Genomic DNA, 22,478 nt, shown 5'->3' with positions numbered 1-22,478 from the left:
CTAGGAAATCGGGCAACCCAGGCACCCACAGGAGAGCTTCATGACCGATATCCGCGACGCAGGATTCTTCTCGGAACCGCTCGAGACGCGCGACCCCGAGCTGTTCGGCGCAATCCGGGGCGAGCTCAAGCGCCAAAAGGACGAGATCGAGCTGATCGCTTCGGAAAACATCGTCTCGGCGGCCGTGATGGAAGCCCAGGGCTCGGTGATGACCAACAAGTATGCAGAAGGCTATCCCGGCCGGCGCTACTACGGCGGCTGCGAATGGGTCGACGTGGCGGAGAACCTCGCCATCGAACGGGCCAAGGAATTGTTCGGCGTGGGCTTCGCCAACGTCCAGCCCAACTCGGGCAGCCAGGCCAACCAGGGCGTGTTCACCGCGCTGCTCCAGCCCGGCGACACCATCCTCGGCATGAACCTCGCTTCCGGGGGCCACCTCACCCACGGCGCGCCGCCCAACCAATCGGGCAAGTGGTTCAACGCGGTGCAATACGGCGTGCGCCAGCAAGACAGTCTGGTGGATTACGACGAGATCGCCCGGCTGGCGAAGGAACATGAGCCCAAGCTCATCATCGCCGGCGGCTCGGCGATCCCGCGCCAGCTCGATTTCGCCCGTTTCCGCGAGATCGCGGATTCGGTGGGTGCCTGGCTGCTGGTCGACATGGCCCATTTCGCGGGCCTCGTGGCCGGCGGCGAACATCCCTCGCCCTTCCCGCATGCCCATGTTGCCACCACCACCACGCACAAGACGCTGCGCGGCCCGCGTGGCGGGATGATCCTGACCAATGACGAGACCATCGCCAAGAAGGTCAACTCGGCGATCTTCCCCGGCATCCAGGGCGGGCCGCTGATGCACGTGATCGCCGCCAAGGCGGTGGCCTTCGGCGAGGCGCTGCGGCCTGAGTTCAAGGTCTACCAAGGCCAGGTGCGCGCCAACGCCGTGGCGCTGGCCGACCAGTTGATGCGCGGCGGGCTCGATATCGTCACGGGCGGCACCGATACCCACGTGATGCTCGTCGACCTGCGGCCCAAGGGGGTGAAAGGCAACGCCACCGAGAAGGCGCTCGGCCGTGCCCACATCACCTGCAACAAGAACGGCATTCCGTTCGACCCGGAAAAGCCGACGGTGACGAGCGGTATCCGTCTCGGAACCCCGGCGGGCACCACCCGCGGCTTCGGCGAGGCGGAATTCCGCGAGATCGCCGACATGATCGTCGAGGTGGTCGACGGGCTCGCGGCCAACGGCGAAGAGGGCAATGGCGCCGTCGAGGAGGCGGTCAGGGCCAAGGTCGCCAAGCTCTGCGACCGTTTCCCGATCTACGAATCCCTTTGATCGCAGGGGCATGAGAGACGATGACGGCGCGCCTGCGGGCGCGCCGTCTCGCGTTGCGCGGGCGCGCCGTCTCGCGTTGCGCGGGCGCGCCGCGCCCCCGGCCCCCATGCCGCACCTGCGAACAGGTCCGTGACAAGCTATCCCCCCTGACATATAAGGCCCGCGAAACCCTCACGACGAATGGATACACGCCATGACCACCCTCGTTTTCGGCCATAAATCGCCCGACACGGATTCGACCGGCTCGCCCATCATCTGGGCGTGGTATCTCAACGAGGTGCGCGGCACCGAGGCCGAGGCCGTGCTGCTCGGCGAGCCCAACACCGAAGCCGCCTTCGTGCTCAAGCGCTGGGACGTGCCCAAGCCGCGCATCATCGCCGATGTCGCCGCTGATCAGCCTTGCGTCGTGGTCGACACCAACAACCCCGCCGAATTGCCCGCCAGCATCAACGCCGCCGACGTGCGCCAGATCATCGACCACCACAAGCTCGCCGGCGGGCTGGAAACGAAAGGGCCGATCGACATCACCATCCGCCCGCTCGCCTGCACCGCGACGATCATGTATGACCTGATGGGCGACGATACCGCCAAGATGCCCGACTGGGTGCGCTCGCTGGCGCTCTCGTGCATCCTGTCGGACACGCTCGAATTCCGCTCGCCCACCACCACGCCGCGCGACCGCGAGGTTGCCGAGGATCTCGCCCACGAGCTGGGCATTTCGATCCCCGACTACGCCGAGGAGATGTTCGCGGCGAAATCGGATGTGTCGGCCTTCTCCGATGCCGAGCTTCTGCGGATGGACTCGAAGGAATACACCGTGGGCGGCAAGAAGTTTCGCATCAGCGTGCTGGAAACCACCGCGCCCGAGATCCCGCTCGACCGCAAGGCGAGCCTGATGGAGGCGATGGAGAAGGTGGCGACCGAGGACGGCGTCGACCAGGTGCTGCTCTTCGTGGTCGACATCCTCAACGAGGAATCGACGCTGCTGGTGCCGAACGACCTGGTGAAAACCCTCGCCGAGAAGAGCTTCGCCGCCACCGTTGATGGCGACACGGTGGTGCTGCCGGGGGTAGTCAGCCGCAAGAAGCAGATCATACCGAACCTCTCGCTCTGAGACCGAGCGGAAGAAACTAGAAGGGGCGCCGTGGGGCGCCCCTTTCGATTCCGCGTCTACGCCCGGCTCAGGGCTTTGGGGCGACCGGCTGATAGCCTTGGCGTGAAACGATCTCGATCATGCCGCCGGCGGCGGAGATCACGCTGTTGTCGACCATCTGGGCGAGATACATGCCCGCCGCCTGCGTGCGGGTGCCCGAGCGGCAGACCAGCACGATATCGCGCCCGTCGGCGATTTCGTCCTCGATCGCGCCCAGAAAGCTCTGCGGATCCTGGAAGGTGACGAGCTTCGCGCCCTCGATCACGCCGGTCTGATACCATTCCGGCGGGGTGCGAATATCAACGATGAGGGCACCGGACGCCTTCATCTCGTCCACCGACATGACCTTGTGTTCGAAGCCCTCGACCTTTGGGGCGGCGCCGAAACCGAACATCGCTTCACTCCTTCTGGGGGTCGCGGGGACCACATTCATATTCAGGTGAACAGATATGTGGCTCCGGCCCGGGTTCAAAACCATTCCAGCGCGTCACAGGGCCGCAGGTCAACCCCCGAAGTCGCGGCCGGTCAACTCGGCGGCACGGTTTTGTAACCGTCGCTGATCACCTTGCCCATACCGCCGTCGACCGAAACGATGCGGTTGGGAATCCTGCCCTCCAGCGCGCGCGCGGCGGCAGACGTGCGGTTGCCCGAACGGCAGATCAGCACGAGGTCGCGGCCATCGGCGATCTCGGGGCCGACGCGGGCGAGAAAGCTGGCCGGATCGTTGAAGGTGACGAGCCGGGCGCCGTCGATCACCCCGGTCTCGACCCATTCGGGCGGGGTGCGAATATCGACGATCAGCCCGCCGGTGGCCTGCATCTCCTCGACCGTCATGAAACGGTGTTCAAAGCCCGCGGCGCTCACATTGGTCATCGCATAGCCGATGCCGGCGGCGCCGGCGACGGCGCCAAGACCGATGCCGAGGAATGTTCGCTTGGTGATGGTGCTCATGATCGCTTCCCGAGTTTCATATTCATTTAACCCTATATGTGTGCTCCGGTCGCAATTGCCAAGCCACGACCGCGTGAGCGTCGCCCCTTCCCTTTTGCCCGGCGCGCGGGCACAACGGCGTCGAAAGGAGCCACCATGACCCGCATCATCGAGCGACTCGACGAAATCTCCGCCCCCTATGACGTTCTGCTCTGCGATCTCTGGGGCTGCGTGCATGACGGCATCCGCCCCTTGCCCGAAGCCGTGGCGGCCCTGCAACGCTTCCGCGCGTCTGGCGGCACGGTGATTCTCGTCACCAACGCGCCGCGCCAGCGCAGCGCCGTGCGCGCGCAGCTCGACGAAATGGGCCTGCCGCGCGATTCCTGGGACGATATCGCCTCCTCCGGCGACGCGGCGCGCGTGGCGATGTATCGCGGCACGGTGGGCGAGAAGGTCTGGTTCATGGGCGAAACGCGTGACGCGGTGTTCTTCGAACCTGCGACGCTGGTCGAAAACCCGGTCGAGATCACCCGCGTACCGCTCGAAGAGGCCGAGGGCATTGTCTGCACCGGCCCGTTCGACCCGCTGGCCGATCCCGCCGATCTGCGCCCGCAACTGCTCTACGCCAAGCAGAAGGGCCTCAAGCTGCTCTGCGCCAACCCCGATATCGTCGTCGACCGGGGCGATGTGCGTGAATGGTGCGCCGGCGCGGTGGCCGCGCTCTACACCGAGATGGGCGGCGAGAGCCTCTATTTCGGCAAGCCCCACCCCGCGATCTACGATCTCGTGCGCGCCCGTCTCGCCGCGCTCGGCAAGGCATCCGACAACACCCGGATGCTCGCGGTGGGCGATGGAATCCGCACCGACATTCAGGGCGCGCAGGGGGAGGATCTCGATTCCCTCTTCATCACCGGCGGGCTCGCCGCGCAAGCGACCGGCACCGACCGCCAGCCCGATGCGGCGGCGCTCGACTCCTTCGTTGCAGAAGAAATGGTCACGCCGACCTTCGCCATGGGCTTTCTGCGTTAGCGCAAAAACCGGGGCTTGATTTTCTGCGGCTGCAAAGTAATCTTGTTGCCGACATCGCCCGTCAGGCGTGAGATTATTACCCGGAGGACCGGATGTTGGACAACCTGCCCCGCGGCACGATCTGCATCGAGGATCTCGAGATCGGCATGATGCGCCATCTCACCAAAGAGGTCACCGACCGCGACATCGAGCTTTTCGCCGAGGTCTCGACCGACCGGAACCCGGTCCACCTCGACGATGATTACGCGCAGGACACGATCTTCGAAGGCCGCATCGCCCATGGCATGCTCACCGCCGGGCTGATCTCGGCGGTGATCGGCGAGCAGCTTCCGGGGCATGGCACCGTCTACCTCGGCCAGAACCTCAAGTTCATCGCCCCGGTGCGCCCCGGCGACACGGTGCGCGCGGAGGTGACGGTGATGGAGATCGACTACTCCAAGCGCCGGGTGCAGCTCAAGACCGAGTGCCACGTCGGCCACAAGCTGGTGCTCAAGGGCGAGGCCACGGTGCTTGCGCCCTCGGCGAAGTTCGACTGAGCCGCACAGGCCCGCGCGGCGCGGCAAAGGTATCTTGCGCCGCCCGCGTCCGCGGGCTAACTGGCCCCATGCGGATCGTGAGAGACTGGCAATTCGTTGAAGCGGAAGACCGTGGCGCCTCGGCGGCCATCGGCAATTTCGACGGCGTGCACCGGGGCCACCAATACGTCATCGAGATCGCGCGCGCGAACGCCGCGCAGACCAGCGCGCCGCTCGGGGTGATGACCTTCGAACCGCATCCGCGCGAGTATTTCGCCCCCAAGGCGCCGCCGTTCCGGCTGATGAATTCCGAGGCGCGCGCGCACCGCCTCGAGTGGCTCGGCGTCGAAAAGCTCTACGAGCTGTCGTTCAACGACACGTTGTCGGCGCTGACGCCGCGGGATTTCGCCGCCCGGGTGATCGTCGACGGGCTTGGCCTGAACCATGTCGTGGTGGGCGAGGATTTCCACTTCGGCAAGGGCCGGGCCGGGGATGCCGGCGATCTCGTCGAGTTCGGCCGCACGCTCGGCTTCGGCGTCACCGTCGCGCCCCTGATGCACGACACCGGCGAGGAAATCAGCTCCACCGCGATCCGCCAGGCGCTCACCGAGGGCCGCCCCGGCGATGCCGCGCGGATGCTCGGCCACTGGCACCGGATCGACGGCAAGGTGATCCGCGGCGACCAGCGCGGGCGCGATCTGGGCTATCCCACCGCCAACATGTCGATCACCGGCCTGCACCCGCCGCGCTTCGGGGTTTACGTGGTGAAGGTGGACGTGCTCACCGGGCCGCACGCGGGCAGCTATGGCGGCGCGGCGAGCCTCGGGGTGCGGCCGATGTTTGGCGAGAACCTGCCCAACCTCGAAAGCTACCTGTTCGACTTCAAGGGCGATCTCTACGACGCGCACCTTTCGGTCGCGCTGATCGACTACCTGCGGCCCGAGGAGAAATTCGACTCGCTCGAGGCCCTGATCGCGCAGATGGATGCCGATTGCGCCAAGGCACGCCGCGTTCTCGCGGCAATGTGAGGCCCGGGGTATTTGGGCCAGGATGAAGCGGCGGGGTTTTCTTTCCATTGGCCTTGCGCGAGTGTGCCGCGATGACGACTCAGCCGCGCAAGAAATTCTGGGAACTGCCGCTCGACAGCCTCACGCCGTCCGAATGGGAGGCGCTCTGCGATGGCTGCGGCAAGTGCTGCCTGAACAAGCTCGAGGACGAGGACAGTGGCCAGGTGGTGTTCACCCGCGTGGCCTGCCGGCTGTTCGACGATGAAACCTGCCGCTGCGGTCAATACGATATCCGGCTGCAATTCGTGCCCGAATGCATCGTTCTCAGCCCCGAGACGATGGACAAGGTGGGCTATTTCATGCCCGCAACCTGCGCCTACCGGCTGCGTCACGAAGGCAAACCCCTGCCCGACTGGCACCCGCTGCTGACAGGCGACCCCGCCAGCGTGCACGAGGGTCATTCGATGCGCGGGCGCACGGTGCCCGAGTTCGAGGTGCCGGAAGAGGATTGGGAAGATTACGTGATCGACGAGGAGCTCTGACATGCATTTCGCTTCCGACAATTCCGGCCCCGTGCATCCGAAGGTGATGCAGGCGATGGTCGCGGCGAACGAGGGCTACGCCCTGCCCTACGGCGCGGATGCGCTGATGGCGGAGGTGCGGACGCGGATCCGCGAGATCTTCGAGGCGCCGGAGGCCGCGGTCTACCTCGTGGCCACCGGCACGGCGGCAAACTCGCTGGCACTGGCGACGCTGTGCCAGCCGTTCCAGACGGTGTTCTGCTCGCCGGTGGCGCATATCCATGAAGACGAGTGCAACGCGCCCGAGTTCTACACCGGCGGCGCCAAGCTGACCCTCGTGGGCGACAGCGAGAAGATGACCCCCGAGGTGCTCGACGCGGCGATCGCGATCGAGGAGAGCCGGGGCGTGCACGGGCCACAGCGCGGGCCGGTCTCGATCACCAACGTCACCGAGCGCGGCACCGTCTACAGCGCGGCCGAGGTGGCGGCGCTGGCGGCGGTGGCGAAGGGCTACGGCCTCCCGGTGCATCTCGACGGCGCACGCTTTGCCAACGCCCTGGTGGCGACGGGGGCGAGCCCGGCGGAGATGACCTGGAAGGCGGGCGTTGACGCTGTCAGCTTCGGCGGCACCAAGAACGGCCTCATCGGAGTTGAAGCGGTGATCTTCTTCGACCCGGCGAAAGCCTGGGAATTCGAACTGCGGCGCAAGCGCGGCGCGCACCTGTTCTCCAAGCACCGCTTCCTTTCGGCGCAGATGCTGGCCTATCTCGAAGACGGGCTCTGGCTCGAAACGGCGCGCGCCGCCAACGCCGCGCAGGCCCGGCTTTCGGCCGGTCTGCGGGCCGTGCCGGGGGTGGCCTATCTCTATCCGCCCGAAGCCAACACGTCGTTTGCCGCCTGGTCGCGCGCGGGGCATCGGCGGCTGCACGATGCGGGCGCGCAGTATTACCTTTGGGAAAGCGAGCTGGAAGGGGATGACCCCGACGAGATGCTCACCGCCCGTATGGTCACCGACTGGGCCGCACGCGACGAGGATATCGACCGGTTCGTGGAACTGGTGAGGGGCTGAGGCAGGCGCCTCAGACCTTCAGGAATGCCGCGATCTCGCCCGCCACGCCCTCGGGATGGGTGAGCGGCGACATGTGCCCCGCGCCGGCGATCATCACCCGTTGCGCCTGCGGCAACCGGGCGGCAAGCGCCTCGTGCACCGCGCGCACGATCGGCGGCGCGGCGCTGCCCTCGATCAGGAGCACCGGCAGACCGAGCGCCTCGATCCGCCCGGGCAGGGTCAGGCCCGGCGCGTCGTCGAGGGTCACACCGCGCTCCTCGGCGATCCGCTCGATCCGGCCCGCGAGCCGGGCCCGGGCGCGCTCGGGCAGGCCCTCCCACGGCGCTTCGGGGTTCATCGCGCTCTGGAAGATGCGCGCGGCCGCCTCCCGGTCGCCCGCTTCCAGCGCCGTGCCGAAGCCGGCCATCGCCGCCATGTGCGCCTCGTGGGCCGGTGTGCCCCGGGCCAGCGCGAACAGCGGCGGCTCGATCAGGGTGAGGCTGCGCACCATCCCCGGCCGCTCCATCGCGAGGCGCAGGGCCACGGTGGCGCCGTAGCTGTGGCCGACGATGTCGGCGCGCTTGTCGATCAGCGCCGCGGCGATCCGGGTGGTCAGATCGTGCAGGCCCCAGGCCCCGCCCTCGCCGGACCAATCGCCGCTCTTGCCATGGCTGGGCCTGTCGAAGGAAGTCATCGCCAGCTTGTCGAGGAGCGCGGCCTGCACGGGTGACCACGTGGCGACATGGCCAAGCGTGCAATGGATGAAGAGCGCGCGCCGGACGCCCCGCCCGAGGCGCAGCACGTGGGTTGGAAACCCGGCGATCTTGCGGGTTTCGGTGGTGCTCACGTCAGGCCCGAGAGGTGCACATCGAGGTCATCCAGACGGTCTTGCCCCCAGAACAGCGCGCCGTCGGTCGTGACCCATGAGGGCGCGCCGAACACGCCCGCGCGCACTGCCTCTTCGAGGTTGCGCCCGTAGGTTTCGGCGCCGGTGAACAGCCCGCTGTCGGCGAGTGCGGGATCGAATCCCGACGCCTCCAGCGCCGCCTTGATCACGCCGTCCTCGGCGATGTTCTGCTCGCCCGCCCAGCAGGCGGCGAGAATGCCCTGCACCAGCGCGAACATGTCGCCGCCGCCGGCCTCCTGCGCGGCGATGATGGCATAGGACGCGGGCGCCGGGTTGGTCGGGAAAAAGGCGGGCTCCACGTTGATCGCGAGGCCCGCGCGCGCGGCCTGACGGGAAAGATCGGCCAGCCGGTAGGCCTGGCGGGAGGGATGGCGCTCGGCGGGCAGGGTGCCACCGGTGCGCCCGTAGAGCCCCACGATGTCGAGCGGTTTCCAACGAACGTCCAGCCCGTGGCGGGCGGCAAGCGCGGCGAAACGGGGTCCGGCGAGGTATGTATAGGGGGAAATCGTGCTGAAGTAGTAATCCACGCGTTGCATTTTGCGCCTCCCGGGGCCCTTGCGGTGGCCTTGAGCCTAACCCGGTGCTAAGCGGAGTCAACGTCGCGGTTTCGCGATTCTGTTACAGCTCAAGACCACATCGGGAACCGAACCACATGGCTGCGATCAACGAACCCAAGCTCATCTCCGGCAACGCCAACCGCAAGCTCGCCGAGGCCGTCGCCCGGCGCATGTCGATCCACCGGGGCGCGAAGGTCGAACTCGTCAGCGCAAGGGTCGAACGGTTCAACGACCAGGAGATCTTCGTCGAGATCCACGAGAACGTGCGCGGCGAGGACATGTTCATCATCCAGCCGACCTCGAACCCGGCGAACGACAACCTGATGGAACTCCTGATCATCGCCGACACGCTGCGCCGCTCCTCGGCGGCGCGGATCACCGCGGTGATCCCCTATTTCGGCTACGCGCGGCAGGATCGCCGCTCGCGGGCGCGCACCCCGATCAGCGCCAAGCTCGTGGCCAACATGATTGCGCAGTCGGGCATCGAGCGGGTTCTGACGATGGATCTGCACGCTGCCCAGATCCAGGGCTTCTTCGATATCCCGGTCGACAACCTCTATGCCTCGCCGATCTTCTCGCTCGATATAAAGCACCATTTCCGCGACTGTCTCGACGAGGTGATGGTGGTCAGCCCCGATGTCGGCGGCGTGGCACGGGCGCGCGAACTGGCCAAGCGGATCAACGCCCCGCTCGCCATTGTCGACAAGCGGCGCGAGAAGCCCGGCGAAGTGGCGGACATGACCGTGATCGGCGACGTTTCGGGCAAGCGTTGCATCATCGTCGACGACATCTGCGACACCGCGGGCACGCTGGTGAAAGCGGCGGAGCTTCTGCGCGAGAGCGGCGCCAAGGAGGTGCACGCCTATATCACCCATGGCGTGATGTCGGGTTCGGCGGTGGAGCGGGTCGCGAATTCGTCGATGAAAAGCCTCGTCATCACCGACTCGATCCAGCCCACGCCGCAGGTTCTGGAGGCGGAGAATATCCGCGTCGTGGCCACCGCGCCGCTCTTTGCGCAGGCGATCCTAAACATCTGGGGCGGCACCAGCGTTTCCTCGCTGTTCGACGATCCCACGCTGGAGCCGCTCTACGAGACGCATTACGCCGGCGCGTTCTGAGCCCGGTCAGCGCCGGGGCAGAAGCGCAAGGAAGTCGTCGACCGGCAGCACCGGACGCAGGACTTCAGCCAGTTCGCCAAGACGCGGGCTCTGGCTGTCGAACATCGCGTAACAGACGAAATCCTGCACCATCGCCCCCTGTTGCTCGTAGCCCAGCCTGAAAAACTCGGCCTCGGGGTTGGCGGTGAACCAGTAGGGATCGACGTTCGCCACCGTCTCGCCCGCCGCGCGGGTCGGGCTGTAACCGGTGTGGGCGCGGTTCTGCCATTGCCACACGTGCACCAGTTCATGCGCCATGATCACCGACGCCGGGTAGGGCACGCTCCGGGGGAATCCCCGGAAGGCGTCGTGCGGGTAGTAATCGTAGGAAAAGAAGACGTCGTTCTGCAGCACGAAGGCGGCGGGCCAGCGCCAGACGCGGCGGGTGCTCTGCTTGCGCTCGCACAGGCCCGGGGGCGGGGTGACGGCGGCGGGCGCCTCGGCGTCGGGGTCCGGTTGCGGTTCGCGCGGGAGCGGCAGGAGCCCCACTCCGGCGCGCACTTTCACCGCCTCGGCGTCGAGCGTGTCGCCGAACAGCGCCTTGGCCGCGACCGTTTCGTTCGGCGTGAGCGGGCGTGCGCAGGCAGCGAGAAGCGCGAGGGTGGCGAGCACGGCGAGGCGGGCGAGCGACGGCATCGGGGCGTTCCTCATGGCGGGGCGGCGCGAAAACGGGCGACCGGAAGGCCGCCCGTCATCCGTCCGCGTTCCCCGCGATGGTGCGCGGGGCATGCGGTCGCGTCAAGGTTTGACGTAGGTGTATCCCTGCTGCTGGAGGTGGGAAAGCTCGGCCACGCCGGAGGGCACGATATCCTCTTCCCAGACGTCGAACAGATCATTGTCCGGGTCGATGTTGCGGCCCACGAGGGTGTTGTTGCAAACGACGAACGCCACGCTCTGCCCCTTGAGTTCAACCACCCGCGTCTGCAGCGTCTCGTTGCTGAGCGCGTTGGCGAGCAGGTTCACCCCATTGCCGTGCAGCACCACGCGAAGCTCCATGTTTTCGGCGCCCACCGCGTTGAGGTGGTTCTGGATGTTGCGCAGCGCGCCGATGTAATAGGCATCGCCTTCGCCGCCGTTGGTGTTGATGTGATAGACGGCCTTCTGCGTGGCGTAGCGATCCGAAGCCGCATCGGCGCTGTCCAGCGTGGCGGTCAGCCCGAACAGGGCGAGCGCCAGGGTCCAGAATAGCTTGGTGAGATGTTTCATGTTTCCTCCCGTGATCTTTCGTTTTTTTTGGATCGTTTTCGAGTGCTTGCGGGAAGAGATCCGATCCCGCAGCCGTTCGAGCCTGACACGGGGTCGGTCATCGGGCTACTGGCAGCTTCACTTGTATAGCCGCAAAACATACTGGGGGAATCCCTAGGTTGCCGCCTCCGCCGCCAGTTTCACAAGCTGAAGCGACGAATGCACCCCGAACTTCCGCAGAAGGTTCGAACGGTGGAACTCGACCGTCTTGGGACTGATCCCGAGCGCCTGCGCGATCTGCTTGGTGGAGTGGCCATTGCAGATCTGTGCGAGGATCTCGGCCTCGCGACGGGTGAGGGCGGGAAAGTCGGGCGGCTCCGGCTGCAGATCCACCTCGGACACTTCGGGCGCGCGCCGGCCTGACCGCAACCGCCGCACCCAGAACAGCCCCGCCCCGAGGGCCGGGAGAAGCAGCGCGGCCAGGACCGCCCACCGGATCGGGCCGGGCTCGGCGGGGCGGGTGCCGGCACGGGCGGCATCGTAGCCGGCCAGAAGGTCTCGCACCGCGTGGTAACTGACCGGCGCATCCCAGACATCGGCGAGCGCCGCGTCTGCCGCGCTGGTCGCAAGCAGGGCCCTCGCCACGGCATTGCGCAGGCTCGGATCAATGCCGGCAAGCGCGAGGAAGGGCCATTCGGGATAGAGCCGGGTGCTCAGCTGGTCGGGATGCGCGTAGTCGGCATTGGCGTTCAGCACCACCACGTCGGCCAGCGAGATCCGTCCCTCGCGCGCCATCGCCTCGATCAGCCCGCTGCGCACGATCCCCACATCCGCGCGCCCCGCGAGCACTTGGGTGACGATCCGGTCCTGCGGGAAACCCGCGAAGGTCAGGTTCGCGGGGTCGCGGAACAGGTCGATCCCCTGTTTGGCGAACTCGTCCCAGGCCACCTGGAAGCCCCCGAAAGCGGCGGCATCGACCGCGATGACCGAGCGGCCCTCGATATCGCGCAGCGCCTGCACACCGGACCCCGCGGCGGTGAAGATCACGCTGCCGAAGGCGCGGGTCTCTTCGCCCGAAGGCGTGCGACGCACCCGCGTGGCCAGCACGCTCATCGGAAAATCACGCTCCAGCGTGATGTAGTGGCCGGGGTTGGTTATCAGGAAGTCGAGGTTGCGGGTTTCGAGCTGGCCACGGGCAGAGACCAGCGTGACCGGGGTGAACTGGAAGCGCCAGCCGGGCACCGCCTCGTCGAGATAGCCGCGCAAGGGCGCCCAGGTCGCCTCGAAATCGCTGGTGCCGCGATGGGCGAGCACGCCGACATTGACCACGCCCCAGCCGGGCGCGTCCTGCGCCGCGCCGTGCCCCGGCATCCCGGCAACAATGGCGGTGACAGCCACCAGCAACCATCGGTGCAGCGCGCCCATGCCCTTCTGTCCTCCCTGCGACATCTTGCCCGGGGGGGCGCACGAAAGCAAATGCAGAGGTCTCAGAGCATCGCCGGCACGACCAGATCGGGCGGGCGGTGACCGTCGGCGAAAGTCTTGACGTTGACGAGCACCTTCTCACCCATCTCGATCCGGCCCTCGCGGGTGGCCGAGCCCATGTGCGGCAGGAGCACCACGTTGGGCAGGGCGCGCAGGCGCGGGTTCACGTCCGTGCCATGCTCGAACACGTCGAGCCCCGCCCCCGCGATCTCGCCCGCGCGCAGCATCCGGGTGAGCGCGTTCTCGTCGATCACCTCGCCGCGCGAGGTGTTCACGATCACCGCGTCGGGCTTCATCAGCTTCAGGCGGCGGGCGTTCATCAGGTGGAAGGTCGACGGCGTGTGCGGACAATTGATCGACAGGATATCGACCCGGCTCACCATCTGGTCGAGGCTGTCCCAGAAGGTCGCCTCGTGCTCGGCCTCGATGTCGGGGTGCAGGCGGCGGCGGTTGTGGTAATGCACCTCCATGCCGAAGCAGCGCGCCCGGCGCGCCACGGCCTGCCCAACCCGGCCCATTCCGAGGATGCCGAGCTTGCGGCCGGCGATCCGCCCGCCGAGCATCGCCATCGGCGACCAACCCTGCCAGTCGCCCGCCTGCATCAGCGCGAGCCCTTCGGGGATGCGGCGGGTGATCGCGAGAACGAGTGCCATGGTCATGTCGGCGGTGTCATCCGACACCACGCCGGGGGTGTTGGTCACCAGCACCCCGCGCTGGCGCGCGGTGGCGACGTCGATGTGATCGACCCCGGCGCCGTAATTGGCGATGAGCTTGAGCTTTTCGCCCGCCTGCGCGATCAGACCCTGGTCGATCCGGTCGGTGAGGGTAGGCACCAGAACATCCGCGCTTCGCATCGCATCGGCCAGAGCCTCGCGGCTCATCGGCCTGTCGGTCTCGTTCAACGTCACGTCGAACAACTCGCCGAGACGCGCCTCCACCGGCTCCGGCAACCGTCGCGTTACGACAACACTCAGCCGCTGTATGGCCATCCGGCTCCTCCGTTATCTTGCCTCGTGCCTCTCCCGCTGGCATGGTGGCAGCGAACGCGATGAGGCACAAGCGCCGCAAGGCGAAAGACAACGAAAACAACGCGTCAGGTGGGCAGGACATGAACAGCACGGGACAGGTGCGGCTTGCGTCGATCGCATTGGCGATGACGCTCGCGCTGGCCGGATCGGCGATTGCGCTCGACCGCGGCCCCGTCACCAACCTTCCCCTTCCCCGGTTCGTTTCGCTCAAGGCGACCGAAGCCAACGTGCGCCGCGGGCCGTCGCTCACGCACCGGATCGACTGGGTGTTCACCCGGCGCGGGATGCCGATCGAGATCATCGGGGAGTTCGGCCACTGGCGCCGGGTGCGGGACCGCGACGGAATGGGCGGCTGGGTGCATTACGCGCTTTTGTCGGGTGCCCGGACGGGGCTGGTGGAGGCCGATCTGGCGCCGCTCTATTCGCGCACCGATACCGGGTCGTCGGTCCTCGCACGGCTCGAGGCCGGAGTGATCGTCGCGTTCGATGAATGTGCGCTTGAATGGTGCAGGGTTCGTGTCGAGGGGTTGAAAGGATGGATGGTGAAGCAAGGTTTGTGGGGCGTGCGGCCGGACGAGGTTTTCGACTAGGGATCGAAGAGGTTTCCACCCCGGCCGCGGCGAAGAGCCTGAACCGGGCCGGGCGGCGGCTGGTGGTCATCCACGCCGACGCGGGCTGGATCGACCCGGTCCGCGACGGGGCGGACGGGTTCTGGCCCAAGCTGGTGGGCGAACTTGCGCATCAGGGTGTCGAGGCCCGGCTGGTAAAGGCGCGATCGAAACCGGCGGAAATCCTGCGCGAACCGGGGACGGAACATATCCACGTGATGATGGGCGACATGCCCGGCTATGGCCCGGATACGCTGCATGTCGAACAGGGTTACATCGTCGGGTTCTGGTATCTCGACGAGATCGGGGTGTTCTGGAATTCCTCGCTTCGGCTCTCGCAATTCTGCCCCGAACGGGTGCATCGCGGGCACGCGGAATACTTCTTCAACGGTGTCGCCGGCTGGATGCTGCGTGAGAACGTCTCGAAAGCGCCGCAGCCGGCGCGGATGCCGGGCTTTCTCGAACCTGCGCACGCGGTGGTGTTCACCCAGGAGATCGAGGGTTTGCGCAACCGCGCGCATTATCTCGGCAACGAGCAGATGATCCGCACCACGGCCGAGTTCGATCGTTCGAAGCTGGTCTACGTCAAGCTGCACCCCGGGCAATCGAAGGCGGCCCGGCGCGACCTGATGGCGGTGGCGCAGGATTACCAGAACGTGCGCGTTTCGGAAGCCTCGGTGCATGACCTGATCGAGGCCGCACGGGTGGTGGTGACGCAGAATTCCGGCGCCGGGTTCGAGGCGTTGATGCAGAAGAAAACGGTGGTGACCTGCGGTAAGTCCGATTACCGTCACGCCACGCTCACGGCGAAGACGGCGGGCGACCTGCGCGACGCGCTCGATTACGGGCCGGACGCGATGGAGGGCTTTCCTTACGAGAAGTTCTTCTACTGGTTCCTGCATCGCAACATGCTGGAAGAAGCCAAGAGCAATTTCGCCGCGCGGGCGGTGGCGCGGATCCGCGAAAAAACCTTCCTCTGAGTCCGGCACTTGCCCTTGAACATCGGACGGGGCTAGATGCGGCCTCGAAGCCGGAGCGATGCGGATGCGCGAGAACACCACGATGAATCTCTCCGCCGGGGTCGCCTCGGTCACCGTTGCCGCCGTGCTCGTGGGGCTGAAGCTCTGGGCCCTGGGCGAGACCCATGCGCTCTCGGTCGCGGCTTCGCTCGCCGACAGCGCGATGGACCTGATGGTGTCACTCGGCGCGCTCGCCGCCATCGCCTACGCCGCCCGCCCCGCCGACGAAGACCACACCTATGGCCACACCTCCGCCGAAGACCTCGCGGCGCTCGCCCAATCGGTGTTCATCCTCGTCTCCGCCGGTGTGATCGCCTGGGCGGCGGTGGCGCGGCTGCTGGCCGAAGCCCCTGAACCCCTCCTCAACCAGAGCCGGGGGATGGTGGTGATGGCGATCTCCGTCGCGCTCACGCTCGGCCTCGTGCTCTGGCAGCGCCACGTGGCAAGGCGCACCGGCTCGCGCGTGGTGAAGGCCGACAGCCTGCATTACCTCGGAGATCTCCTGCCCAACATCGGCGCGCTCCTGTCGCTCTGGGCCTCGGCGGCGCTCGGCCTGAACCAGATCGACAGCGTGGTGGCGCTCGGCGCCGGGGCGATGCTGGCGGTGGGCGCGCTGCGTATCTTCAAGGGCGCGTGGGACGCGTTGATGGACCGTTCCGCGCCAGAAGAGGTGGTGACCGGGGTCCAGGCGGTGATCGACGGCTTTCCGGGTGTGCAGGGGTTCCATGATCTCAAGACCCGCACGGCGGGCTCGAAGCTTTTCGTCACCGTTCATGTCGAACTCGACGGGAAGAAGACCCTGAACGAAACCCACGCCATCGCCGCCGCGTTGCGCCGGGCGATCCTGTATGCCTATCCCGACAGTGACGTGATGATCCACCAGGACCCCGTCGGCGTGACACCGCACCCCGAAGACCCCTCGCGGCGTTGATTTCGCCCCCGGCTTCGCCCGGGGCGACCGATGCGAGGGGGCGCTGCCCCCTCGCGCTCCCCCGAGGTATTTGCGGACCCAAGAAGGCTCAGGCTTCGGTGATCTCGGCAAGGTCGGCTTCGGCGCGGGCGGCCTGGCGGGCCACGAGAGCGGCGGCGCGGTGCAGGCGGGCGGGATCGGGATGGTGATCCGCCGCGGCGGCGATGCGCGCCCACATCGCCTGTTCGAGCACCCGGGCGGTGAGCCTGAGGAAAGGCATCGCCACCGGCCCCGGATCGGCCCCGGTTTCGAGATGGGCGCGGGCTGCCTGCCACGCGGCATAGGCGCGCGAGAGGCCCGGGGTTGGCTCGGCGGCCTCGATCAGGCGAGAGAAGGCGTCGAAGGCCGCGCCGTTCTCGAGCCGCAACAAGCGCCCGGCGAGCGCCATGGCATGGATGCCGTTGGCGCCCTCGTAGATCGTGGTGATCCGGGCATCGCGGTAAACTTGGCTCAGTCGGTATTCCTCGAGGTAGCCATAACCGCCGAGCACCTGTATCGCGGTTTCGGCCGCGCGGATGCCGGCCTCGGAGCAATGCGCCTTCACCACCGGGGTGAGGAACTCGACGAGCCAGGGATCGTCGCCGGCCTCCATGGTGACGAGGGCGAGGTGCGCCATCGCGCGGCCCCCGAGGGCGGCGGCGTCGATCTCGGCGAGCATGCGGGCCACGTCGCCATGGCGGTCGATCGGCGCGGGCGCACCGTCCGGCCCCCGGCCCTGCACCCGCTCGGCGGCGTAAGACGCGGCGATGTCGTAGGCCCGCGCGGCATGGGCGACGCCCTGGAGGCCCACGTCGATCCGGGCATGGTTCATCAGCGTGAACATCGCCTTCAGCCCCTCGCCCTCGCGGCCCACCAGTTCCGCCTCGGCCCCGTCGAAGGCAAGCTGGCAGGTGGGCTGGGCGTGCAGCCCCATCTTTTCCTCGATCCGGGTGACGCGCACGGCGTTGCGGCTGCCGTCGGCCCGCTCGGAGAGGCAGGCGAAGAGCGACAACCCTTTCACGCCCTCTTCCGCCGCGCCGGTGCGGGCGAGCACGAGGTGGAAAATGCCTTCCGAGATGTCCTGGTCGCCGCCGGAGATGAAGATCTTCTCACCGGTGATGCTCCAGTGATCGCCCGCCTGTTCCGCCCGGGTGCGCACCCGGCCGAGATCGGAGCCCGCGCCCGGTTCGGTCAGGCACATGGTGCCGAGCCAGCGCCCCTCGGACATCGGCGGGATGAAGCGCGCTTTCTGATCGTCGCTGCCGAAGGCCATGATCGTGCGGATCGAGCCGGGCACGAGGTTGACCAGCATGTTGAAGGCCTGGGAGGCCCCGGTTTCGATCTCGGAGACGATCGCCCCGATCACGCCGCCGAGCCCCTGCCCGCCATGGTCTTCCGGCGCGGTGAGGCTCGTCCAGCCCTGTTCGACGAAGGCGTCGTAGGCCGCCTTGTAGCCTTCGGGCAGGCGCACGCGACCCTCCACCAGCTTGGCGCCTTCGCGATCGCCCGCCTCGTCGATGGGCGCGATCACCCCTTCGGCGAAAGCGGCGAAATGGGCGGCGATCTCGCCCGCGAGTTCGGCATCGTAACCGGCAAGCCGGGGCGCGCCGGCCACGTGGTTGAGCGTAAACAGGATATCGTCGATGGGGGCGGAGAAGGGTTTCATGTCAGTCCATCAGCCCGAGCAGGCGGGCGGCGTTGTTCTTGAGAATGTCGGGGCGCAACTCGTCCTTGATGTCGATCCCCTCGAAGGCGGCAAGCCATTTTTCGGGGCTGATCATTGGCCAGTCGGAGCCGAAGAGCACCTTCTTTTTCAGGATCGAGTTGGCATATTTCACGAGGATCGGCGGGAAGTATTTCGGGCTCCAGCCCGAGAGGTCGATGTAGACGTTGGGCTTGTGCTGGGCCACGCTCAGCGCCTCCTCCTGCCAGGGGAAGGAGGGGTGGGCGGCGATGATCTTGAGGTCCGGAAAGTCCACCGCCACGTCATCGAGATACATCGGGTTGGAATACTTGAGCCGCATCGAGTTGCCGCCGGGCATGCCCGAACCGACGCCGGTCTGCCCGGTGTGGAACAGCGCGATGCAGCCCTCCTCCTCAAGCACCTCGTAGAAAGGGTAGGCCATGCGGTCGTTGGGATAGAAGCCCTGGTAGGTGGGGTGGAACTTGAAGCCCTTCACCTTGTAGTCGCGGATCAGGCGGCGAGCCTCTCGCACGGCCATCTTGCCCTTCCACGGGTCGATCGAGGCGAACTGGATGAGCACGTCGGAATTCTCGGCGACGAGCTCGGCGACCTCGTCGTTGGAATAGCGCCGGTAGCCGGTTTCGCGCTCGGCATCGACCGGGAAGATCACCGCCGCGATGTTCTGCGCGCGGTAATGCGCGGCGGTTTCCTGCACGGTGGGCGGGTGTTCCCAGGGCGCCCCGAAATACTTGGCCATGGTGCTTTGCAGCTCGTCATAGCCATCGTCCGTATGGCAGCCGCAAGGCTCCTCGGCATGGGTGTGAATGTCGATCGCGCGGATCTTGTCGAGGTCGATCATGATACCCTCATCAATACGGCCATGGCGGAATCGCCGGCAGCGCAGCCCTGGAACAGGCCGATGCCGCCGCCACGGATTTCCAGCTCCTCGATCATCTCGATCATGCCGCGCAGGCCGGTGGGGCCTTGCGGATGCCCCCAGACGAGGGAGGAGCCAAAGTTGTTCATGGCGCGCCAATCGAGGCCGAAGGCGCGGGCAAAGGCGATGTCGTTCACCGCGAAGGGGTTGTGCGACTTGATCGTGGTGACATCGGATATGGAAAGCCCGGCGCGCTCCAGAACGCGGCGCGTGGCGAGGATCGGCGCGGCGGGCATGAAGCCCTTGTCTTCGCGCGCCTGCGCCACGGCGAGCACCTCGATGGTGGGGCCGCCGCCCGCGATCTCGGCGGCGCGCGCGGCGCTGTCGGTGACGATCATGCCGGCGTTGCCGTCGGCGGGGTGGGTCTGGCCCGCGAAGGTGACGCTGCCACCCTCGCGCACCGGGGCGAGGCGGGCCATCTTTTCCGGGTCGACCGGATGCACGCCCTGGTCGCCCTCGATGCTGGCCACATTCTTGCGAAAACGCGCGTCGGGCACGTCGAAACTGGCGGCCATGTAGCGGCGCTGGAAGGCGCGATCATCGGCCAGCGCGTCCCGGTATTGCGCGTGGCGGTGCAGCACGACCTCGTGCTGTTCCTCTGTGCCGATCCCCTCGCGGCGCGCCACGTTCTCGGCGGTGTCGACCATCGCGCCCTTCGCCCAGGGATCGTGGTTGAAACTGCCCAGCACCCAGTCTTCCGCCTGCCCGGTGCCGCCCGGCCCCGCCGGGGCGGGATAGTAGACATGCGCGCCGTTCGAGGTGCGATCGCCCGAGGCGATCAACGCGGTGCCGGCGTTGCCTTGCGCGATCTCACCCAGCACCGACGAGAGCAGGCGCGGGCCGGTGGCGCAGGCCTGGTTCATGGTCGGCCCCGGCAGGGCCTCGGCGCCGATCATCGCGGTGAACCACGGCGTGGCGTAGAAGGCGCCGGGCTGGATCACGGTGAGGCCATAGGCGCAGTGATCGAGCTGGTCGGGCGAGATGCCGCGCTCGGCCATCGCCGCCCTGGTCACATGGGCGGCGAACTCGATCGAATTGAGATGCGCGAAGGCGCCCTGCCAGCGCACGAAGGGCGTGGACCAATAGGCCCCGTAGGGAATGAAACCGGGCATGGGATCTCCTCAGAGCGTGATCGTGGCCGGATCGGCATCGTCGTAGAGACGGTCGAGCAGATCCTTGCGGTGGTCGAGCACGCGGCGATAGTTCAGGTTGCCCTTGGCGGTCATCTCGCCCGCGCCCATGTCGGGCGGATCGGCGAGCACGAGGGCGCGGGCCACGCGGGTGGACGACCCCGAAACCTCGCGGGCGCGTTCGGCGAGACGGCGATGGATCTCGCTCGCGAGCAACTTGTCGATCAAGGCGCCCTTGTCGGATTCCGGCTTGAAGCCCTCCCGCTCAAGCTCGCCCGCGTTCGGGAATATCAGGATTCCGATCTCGTTGCGGTCGGCCCCCGTCACCACGATATCCTGCGCCAGCGCACCGATGCAGGCGAGCATGTCGAGCCGGAGCTGCGCCGCGCGCACCCAGGTGCCGGTGAGCAGCTTGAAATCTTCCGAGATCCGGCCATCGAACTTCAGGCCCATGTTCGGCTTGCCCGGCACCACCCAGCGCATCGCGTCGCCGGTGCGGAAGAAGCCCTCGTCGTCGAAGGCCTCGGCGGTTTTCTCCCGGTTGTCGAGATAGCCGGTGAAGATGTTGGCCCCCTTCACCCGCACCTCGAAGCGCTCGGGTTCGGTTTCGTCGGGCAGGAGTTTCACCTCCACCCCGGTCATCGGCACGCCGACGATGCCGGAGCGGTCGGGCGGCTCATGCTGGATGATCGCCGCGGGGGCGGTTTCGGTGAGGCCCCAGGACGAGGTGATGAGGGGAATCTCGCCGCGCTCGGCGCGCGCGAGCCGCTCGTATCCGGCCCAGACGTCCTGCGGCAGCGACGCCCCGGCGTAGAAGATCATGTCGAGTTCGGAGAAGAACGTGCGGCGCAGGTCGGCATCCTGTTCGAGCGCCTTCAGCACCCCGGCGAAGCCCACGGGCACGTTGAAGCTGATCGTGGACGGCACCATCGAGAGGTTCTCGATCGTACGCCCGATCAGCGCCGGCACCGGCTTGCCATCGTCGATGTAGAGCGTGCCGCCGTTGGCGAGGATCATGTTGAAGTTGTGCGAGCCGCCAAACACGTGGTTCCACGGCAGCCAGTCGACGATCACCGGCGGGCGGGCACCGAGGAAGGGCAGCGCGTCGCGAAGTTGCGCCTGGTTGGCGCACATCATCCGGTGCGTCGTCGGCACGCCCTTGGGCGCGGAGGTGGAGCCGGAGGTGAGCAGGATCTTCACCACGCTGTCGGGGCCGACCGCCGCGTGGGCGGCGTCGACATCCACGGTGGGATCGCCCTTCAGGAGCGTGGCGAACGGGGTAACCCCGGCGTGAGACCCGGGGCGCGAAGCGACGATCTCGATCCCCTCCAGCGCGTCGAGCGCCAGCGCCTCGCCGTAGTGATCGGCATCGACAACGAACGCCATCTTCGGCTGAACCAGCTCGATGGCGTGGCGCAACCGGCCGTGGGCGCCGTGGATCAGCGAATATTGCTCGGCCACCGGCACCACCGGCACGCCCACGTATTGCCCGGCGAGCGCGAGCAGTCCGTGGTCGACCCCGTTGCCCGACATCACGAGGATCGGCGTGTGCGCGTTGAGCCCGCGCGCCACCAGCGCCTGGCCGATGGCGCGCACCTGTTCCAGCGCCTGGCCATAGCTGACCTCGTGCCAGCCGGCGCCGTAGCGCTCGGCGAGGAAGGTGCGCAGCGGCGCCTCGGCGGCCCATTTGTGCAGCCAGTCGCCGGTGGTATTGGCGACAGGGCTCAACTCGTAGCCGGAGGTGTAGATCAGGCTGCCATCGGGGCGCTCTTCCAGCCTCGTGGAATGCGGGCGGTATTTCGAGTCCATCAGCTTCTCCCGGTGTCGGATGCTTCGATCTGGTTGAGGCAGGCGATCAGCGTGGCCTCGTCGGCCTTGCCGATCCCCTTGATCATGCGCGCTTCATGCCCGCGCACCGCTTCCGTTGCGCGGGCGAGCAGGCGCGCGCCCTCGGTGGTGAGGCGCAGCGCGTAGGTGCGCCGGTCGGTCGGCACGCGGTCGCGGTTGACGAGGTCGCGCCCTTCAAGCTCGTCAACGATCACCACGAGGTTGGGGCGCTCGATCGCCAGCGCAGCGGCAAGCTGGGTCTGGCTCAGGCCCGGGTTGTCGCCGACGATGGCAAGCGCCGAATAGGTGACCATGCGCAGCCCGAAGGGTTCCAGCGTGCGGGTCACGTCGGCCTGGATCACCATGAAGGCGCGCTTCATGTTGTAGCCGGTGAACTCGCGCAGGGTCGCGTCGGAAATCGCGGATGCCGGCGGGGCGGTCTTCACGGCAGCGTCGCGGGCCATGGCGT

The 22,478-nt window shown here is 67.2% G+C and carries 24 protein-coding genes; 11 read left to right on the top strand and 13 right to left on the bottom strand.

Features of this window, described 5'->3' with window-relative positions; genetic code table 11:
• Nucleotides 1-40: 40 nt before the first annotated feature.
• Nucleotides 41-1,333 carry a serine hydroxymethyltransferase gene (glyA, locus tag IEW01_RS04830; protein ID WP_188526445.1) on the top strand — a complete coding sequence of 431 codons (1,293 nt, stop codon included), beginning with the start codon at nucleotides 41-43 and terminating at the stop codon, nucleotides 1,331-1,333.
• A gap of 193 nt (nucleotides 1,334-1,526) precedes the next feature.
• Nucleotides 1,527-2,447: a manganese-dependent inorganic pyrophosphatase gene (locus IEW01_RS04825; RefSeq protein WP_188526444.1), complete on the top strand. Its 921-nt coding sequence runs from the start codon at nucleotides 1,527-1,529 to the stop codon at nucleotides 2,445-2,447.
• A gap of 67 nt (nucleotides 2,448-2,514) precedes the next feature.
• Here the strand turns inward: IEW01_RS04825 and IEW01_RS04820 are convergent, their stop codons facing one another.
• The gene (locus IEW01_RS04820; RefSeq protein WP_188526443.1) at nucleotides 2,515-2,880 is read right to left on the bottom strand and encodes a rhodanese-like domain-containing protein; all 366 of its coding nucleotides are present in this window, start codon (nucleotides 2,878-2,880) and stop codon (nucleotides 2,515-2,517) included.
• Between the two features lie 131 nt (nucleotides 2,881-3,011).
• Nucleotides 3,012-3,437, bottom strand: coding sequence for a rhodanese-like domain-containing protein (locus IEW01_RS04815; RefSeq protein ID WP_188526442.1), 426 nt, complete (start codon nucleotides 3,435-3,437; stop codon nucleotides 3,012-3,014).
• Nucleotides 3,438-3,572: 135 nt separating this feature from the next.
• Here IEW01_RS04815 and IEW01_RS04810 point away from each other — a divergent pair, with 135 nt between their 5' ends.
• From IEW01_RS04810 to IEW01_RS04790, 5 genes are all read left to right on the top strand, one after another.
• Nucleotides 3,573-4,445 (top strand): TIGR01459 family HAD-type hydrolase, encoded by an 873-nt coding sequence (locus IEW01_RS04810; RefSeq protein ID WP_188526441.1) that lies wholly within the window; start codon nucleotides 3,573-3,575, stop codon nucleotides 4,443-4,445.
• Nucleotides 4,446-4,537: 92 nt separating this feature from the next.
• Nucleotides 4,538-4,981, top strand: a complete 444-nt coding sequence (locus IEW01_RS04805) for a MaoC family dehydratase (protein ID WP_188526440.1) — start codon at nucleotides 4,538-4,540, stop codon at nucleotides 4,979-4,981.
• Between the two features lie 68 nt (nucleotides 4,982-5,049).
• Nucleotides 5,050-5,988 carry a bifunctional riboflavin kinase/FAD synthetase gene (locus IEW01_RS04800; RefSeq protein WP_188526439.1) on the top strand — a complete coding sequence of 313 codons (939 nt, stop codon included), beginning with the start codon at nucleotides 5,050-5,052 and terminating at the stop codon, nucleotides 5,986-5,988.
• A 71-nt stretch (nucleotides 5,989-6,059) separates the two neighbouring features.
• Nucleotides 6,060-6,509 (top strand): YcgN family cysteine cluster protein, encoded by a 450-nt coding sequence (locus tag IEW01_RS04795; RefSeq protein ID WP_188526438.1) that lies wholly within the window; start codon nucleotides 6,060-6,062, stop codon nucleotides 6,507-6,509.
• Between the two features lies 1 nt (nucleotide 6,510).
• Nucleotides 6,511-7,557, top strand: a complete 1,047-nt coding sequence (locus tag IEW01_RS04790; protein ID WP_188526437.1) for a threonine aldolase family protein — start codon at nucleotides 6,511-6,513, stop codon at nucleotides 7,555-7,557.
• A 10-nt stretch (nucleotides 7,558-7,567) separates the two neighbouring features.
• Here the strand turns inward: IEW01_RS04790 and IEW01_RS04785 are convergent, their stop codons facing one another.
• Nucleotides 7,568-8,383 carry an alpha/beta fold hydrolase gene (locus tag IEW01_RS04785; protein WP_229738069.1) on the bottom strand — a complete coding sequence of 272 codons (816 nt, stop codon included), beginning with the start codon at nucleotides 8,381-8,383 and terminating at the stop codon, nucleotides 7,568-7,570.
• A complete protein-coding gene (locus IEW01_RS04780) occupies nucleotides 8,380-8,979 on the bottom strand; it encodes a 2-hydroxychromene-2-carboxylate isomerase (RefSeq protein ID WP_188526436.1) in 600 nt (199 codons plus the stop codon). Before IEW01_RS04780 ends, IEW01_RS04785 begins: the two co-directional genes overlap by 4 nt.
• Nucleotides 8,980-9,095: 116 nt before the next feature.
• On the opposite strand from IEW01_RS04780, the gene IEW01_RS04775 reads away from it, so the two are divergent.
• Nucleotides 9,096-10,118, top strand: a complete 1,023-nt coding sequence (locus IEW01_RS04775; RefSeq protein WP_188526435.1) for a ribose-phosphate pyrophosphokinase — start codon at nucleotides 9,096-9,098, stop codon at nucleotides 10,116-10,118.
• 6 nt (nucleotides 10,119-10,124) lie between these two features.
• Here the strand turns inward: IEW01_RS04775 and IEW01_RS04770 are convergent, their stop codons facing one another.
• The 4 genes from IEW01_RS04770 to IEW01_RS04755 form a co-directional block, all read right to left on the bottom strand.
• Nucleotides 10,125-10,808, bottom strand: coding sequence for a hypothetical protein (locus tag IEW01_RS04770; RefSeq protein ID WP_188526434.1), 684 nt, complete (start codon nucleotides 10,806-10,808; stop codon nucleotides 10,125-10,127).
• Nucleotides 10,809-10,895: 87 nt separating this feature from the next.
• Nucleotides 10,896-11,363 carry a DsrE family protein gene (locus tag IEW01_RS04765; RefSeq protein ID WP_188526433.1) on the bottom strand — a complete coding sequence of 156 codons (468 nt, stop codon included), beginning with the start codon at nucleotides 11,361-11,363 and terminating at the stop codon, nucleotides 10,896-10,898.
• Between the two features lie 153 nt (nucleotides 11,364-11,516).
• Entirely contained in the window at nucleotides 11,517-12,791 is a 1,275-nt protein-coding gene (locus tag IEW01_RS04760; protein WP_188526432.1) for a PhnD/SsuA/transferrin family substrate-binding protein, read from the bottom strand.
• A gap of 38 nt (nucleotides 12,792-12,829) precedes the next feature.
• Entirely contained in the window at nucleotides 12,830-13,816 is a 987-nt protein-coding gene (locus IEW01_RS04755) for a 2-hydroxyacid dehydrogenase (protein WP_188526431.1), read from the bottom strand.
• 119 nt (nucleotides 13,817-13,935) lie between these two features.
• On the opposite strand from IEW01_RS04755, the gene IEW01_RS04750 reads away from it, so the two are divergent.
• Genes IEW01_RS04750 through IEW01_RS04740 form a run of 3 tightly spaced genes read left to right on the top strand, consistent with a single transcriptional unit; the run spans nucleotide 13,936 to nucleotide 16,413 of the window.
• Nucleotides 13,936-14,445 carry an SH3 domain-containing protein gene (locus IEW01_RS04750; RefSeq protein WP_188526430.1) on the top strand — a complete coding sequence of 170 codons (510 nt, stop codon included), beginning with the start codon at nucleotides 13,936-13,938 and terminating at the stop codon, nucleotides 14,443-14,445.
• A complete protein-coding gene (locus IEW01_RS04745) occupies nucleotides 14,391-15,443 on the top strand; it encodes a capsular polysaccharide export protein, LipB/KpsS family (RefSeq protein WP_188526429.1) in 1,053 nt (350 codons plus the stop codon). Before IEW01_RS04750 ends, IEW01_RS04745 begins: the two co-directional genes overlap by 55 nt.
• Nucleotides 15,444-15,501: 58 nt before the next feature.
• Nucleotides 15,502-16,413 (top strand): cation diffusion facilitator family transporter, encoded by a 912-nt coding sequence (locus IEW01_RS04740; protein WP_188526428.1) that lies wholly within the window; start codon nucleotides 15,502-15,504, stop codon nucleotides 16,411-16,413.
• An 88-nt stretch (nucleotides 16,414-16,501) separates the two neighbouring features.
• Here the strand turns inward: IEW01_RS04740 and IEW01_RS04735 are convergent, their stop codons facing one another.
• Genes IEW01_RS04735 through IEW01_RS04715 form a run of 5 tightly spaced genes read right to left on the bottom strand, consistent with a single transcriptional unit; the run spans nucleotide 16,502 to nucleotide 22,473 of the window.
• Complete coding sequence (locus IEW01_RS04735; protein WP_188526427.1) at nucleotides 16,502-18,097, bottom strand: acyl-CoA dehydrogenase family protein; 1,596 nt, start codon at nucleotides 18,095-18,097, stop codon at nucleotides 16,502-16,504.
• 1 nt (nucleotide 18,098) lies between these two features.
• Entirely contained in the window at nucleotides 18,099-18,974 is an 876-nt protein-coding gene (locus tag IEW01_RS04730) for an amidohydrolase family protein (RefSeq protein WP_188526426.1), read from the bottom strand.
• Nucleotides 18,971-20,164, bottom strand: coding sequence for a thiolase family protein (locus tag IEW01_RS04725; protein WP_188526425.1), 1,194 nt, complete (start codon nucleotides 20,162-20,164; stop codon nucleotides 18,971-18,973). The genes IEW01_RS04730 and IEW01_RS04725 overlap by 4 nt, the downstream gene beginning before the upstream one ends.
• 9 nt (nucleotides 20,165-20,173) lie before the next feature.
• Nucleotides 20,174-21,991 carry a feruloyl-CoA synthase gene (locus IEW01_RS04720; protein ID WP_188526424.1) on the bottom strand — a complete coding sequence of 606 codons (1,818 nt, stop codon included), beginning with the start codon at nucleotides 21,989-21,991 and terminating at the stop codon, nucleotides 20,174-20,176.
• Nucleotides 21,991-22,473, bottom strand: coding sequence for a MarR family winged helix-turn-helix transcriptional regulator (locus IEW01_RS04715; RefSeq protein WP_188526423.1), 483 nt, complete (start codon nucleotides 22,471-22,473; stop codon nucleotides 21,991-21,993). The genes IEW01_RS04720 and IEW01_RS04715 overlap by 1 nt, the downstream gene beginning before the upstream one ends.
• Nucleotides 22,474-22,478: the final 5 nt, after the last annotated feature.

Origin of the sequence: Sinisalibacter lacisalsi (genome assembly GCF_014640115.1) — a bacterium.
GTDB lineage: Bacteria > Pseudomonadota > Alphaproteobacteria > Rhodobacterales > Rhodobacteraceae > Sinisalibacter > Sinisalibacter lacisalsi.
The sequence above is the reverse complement of the archived record's forward strand: the minus strand, read 5'-3'. Positions and strand labels throughout refer to the sequence as shown.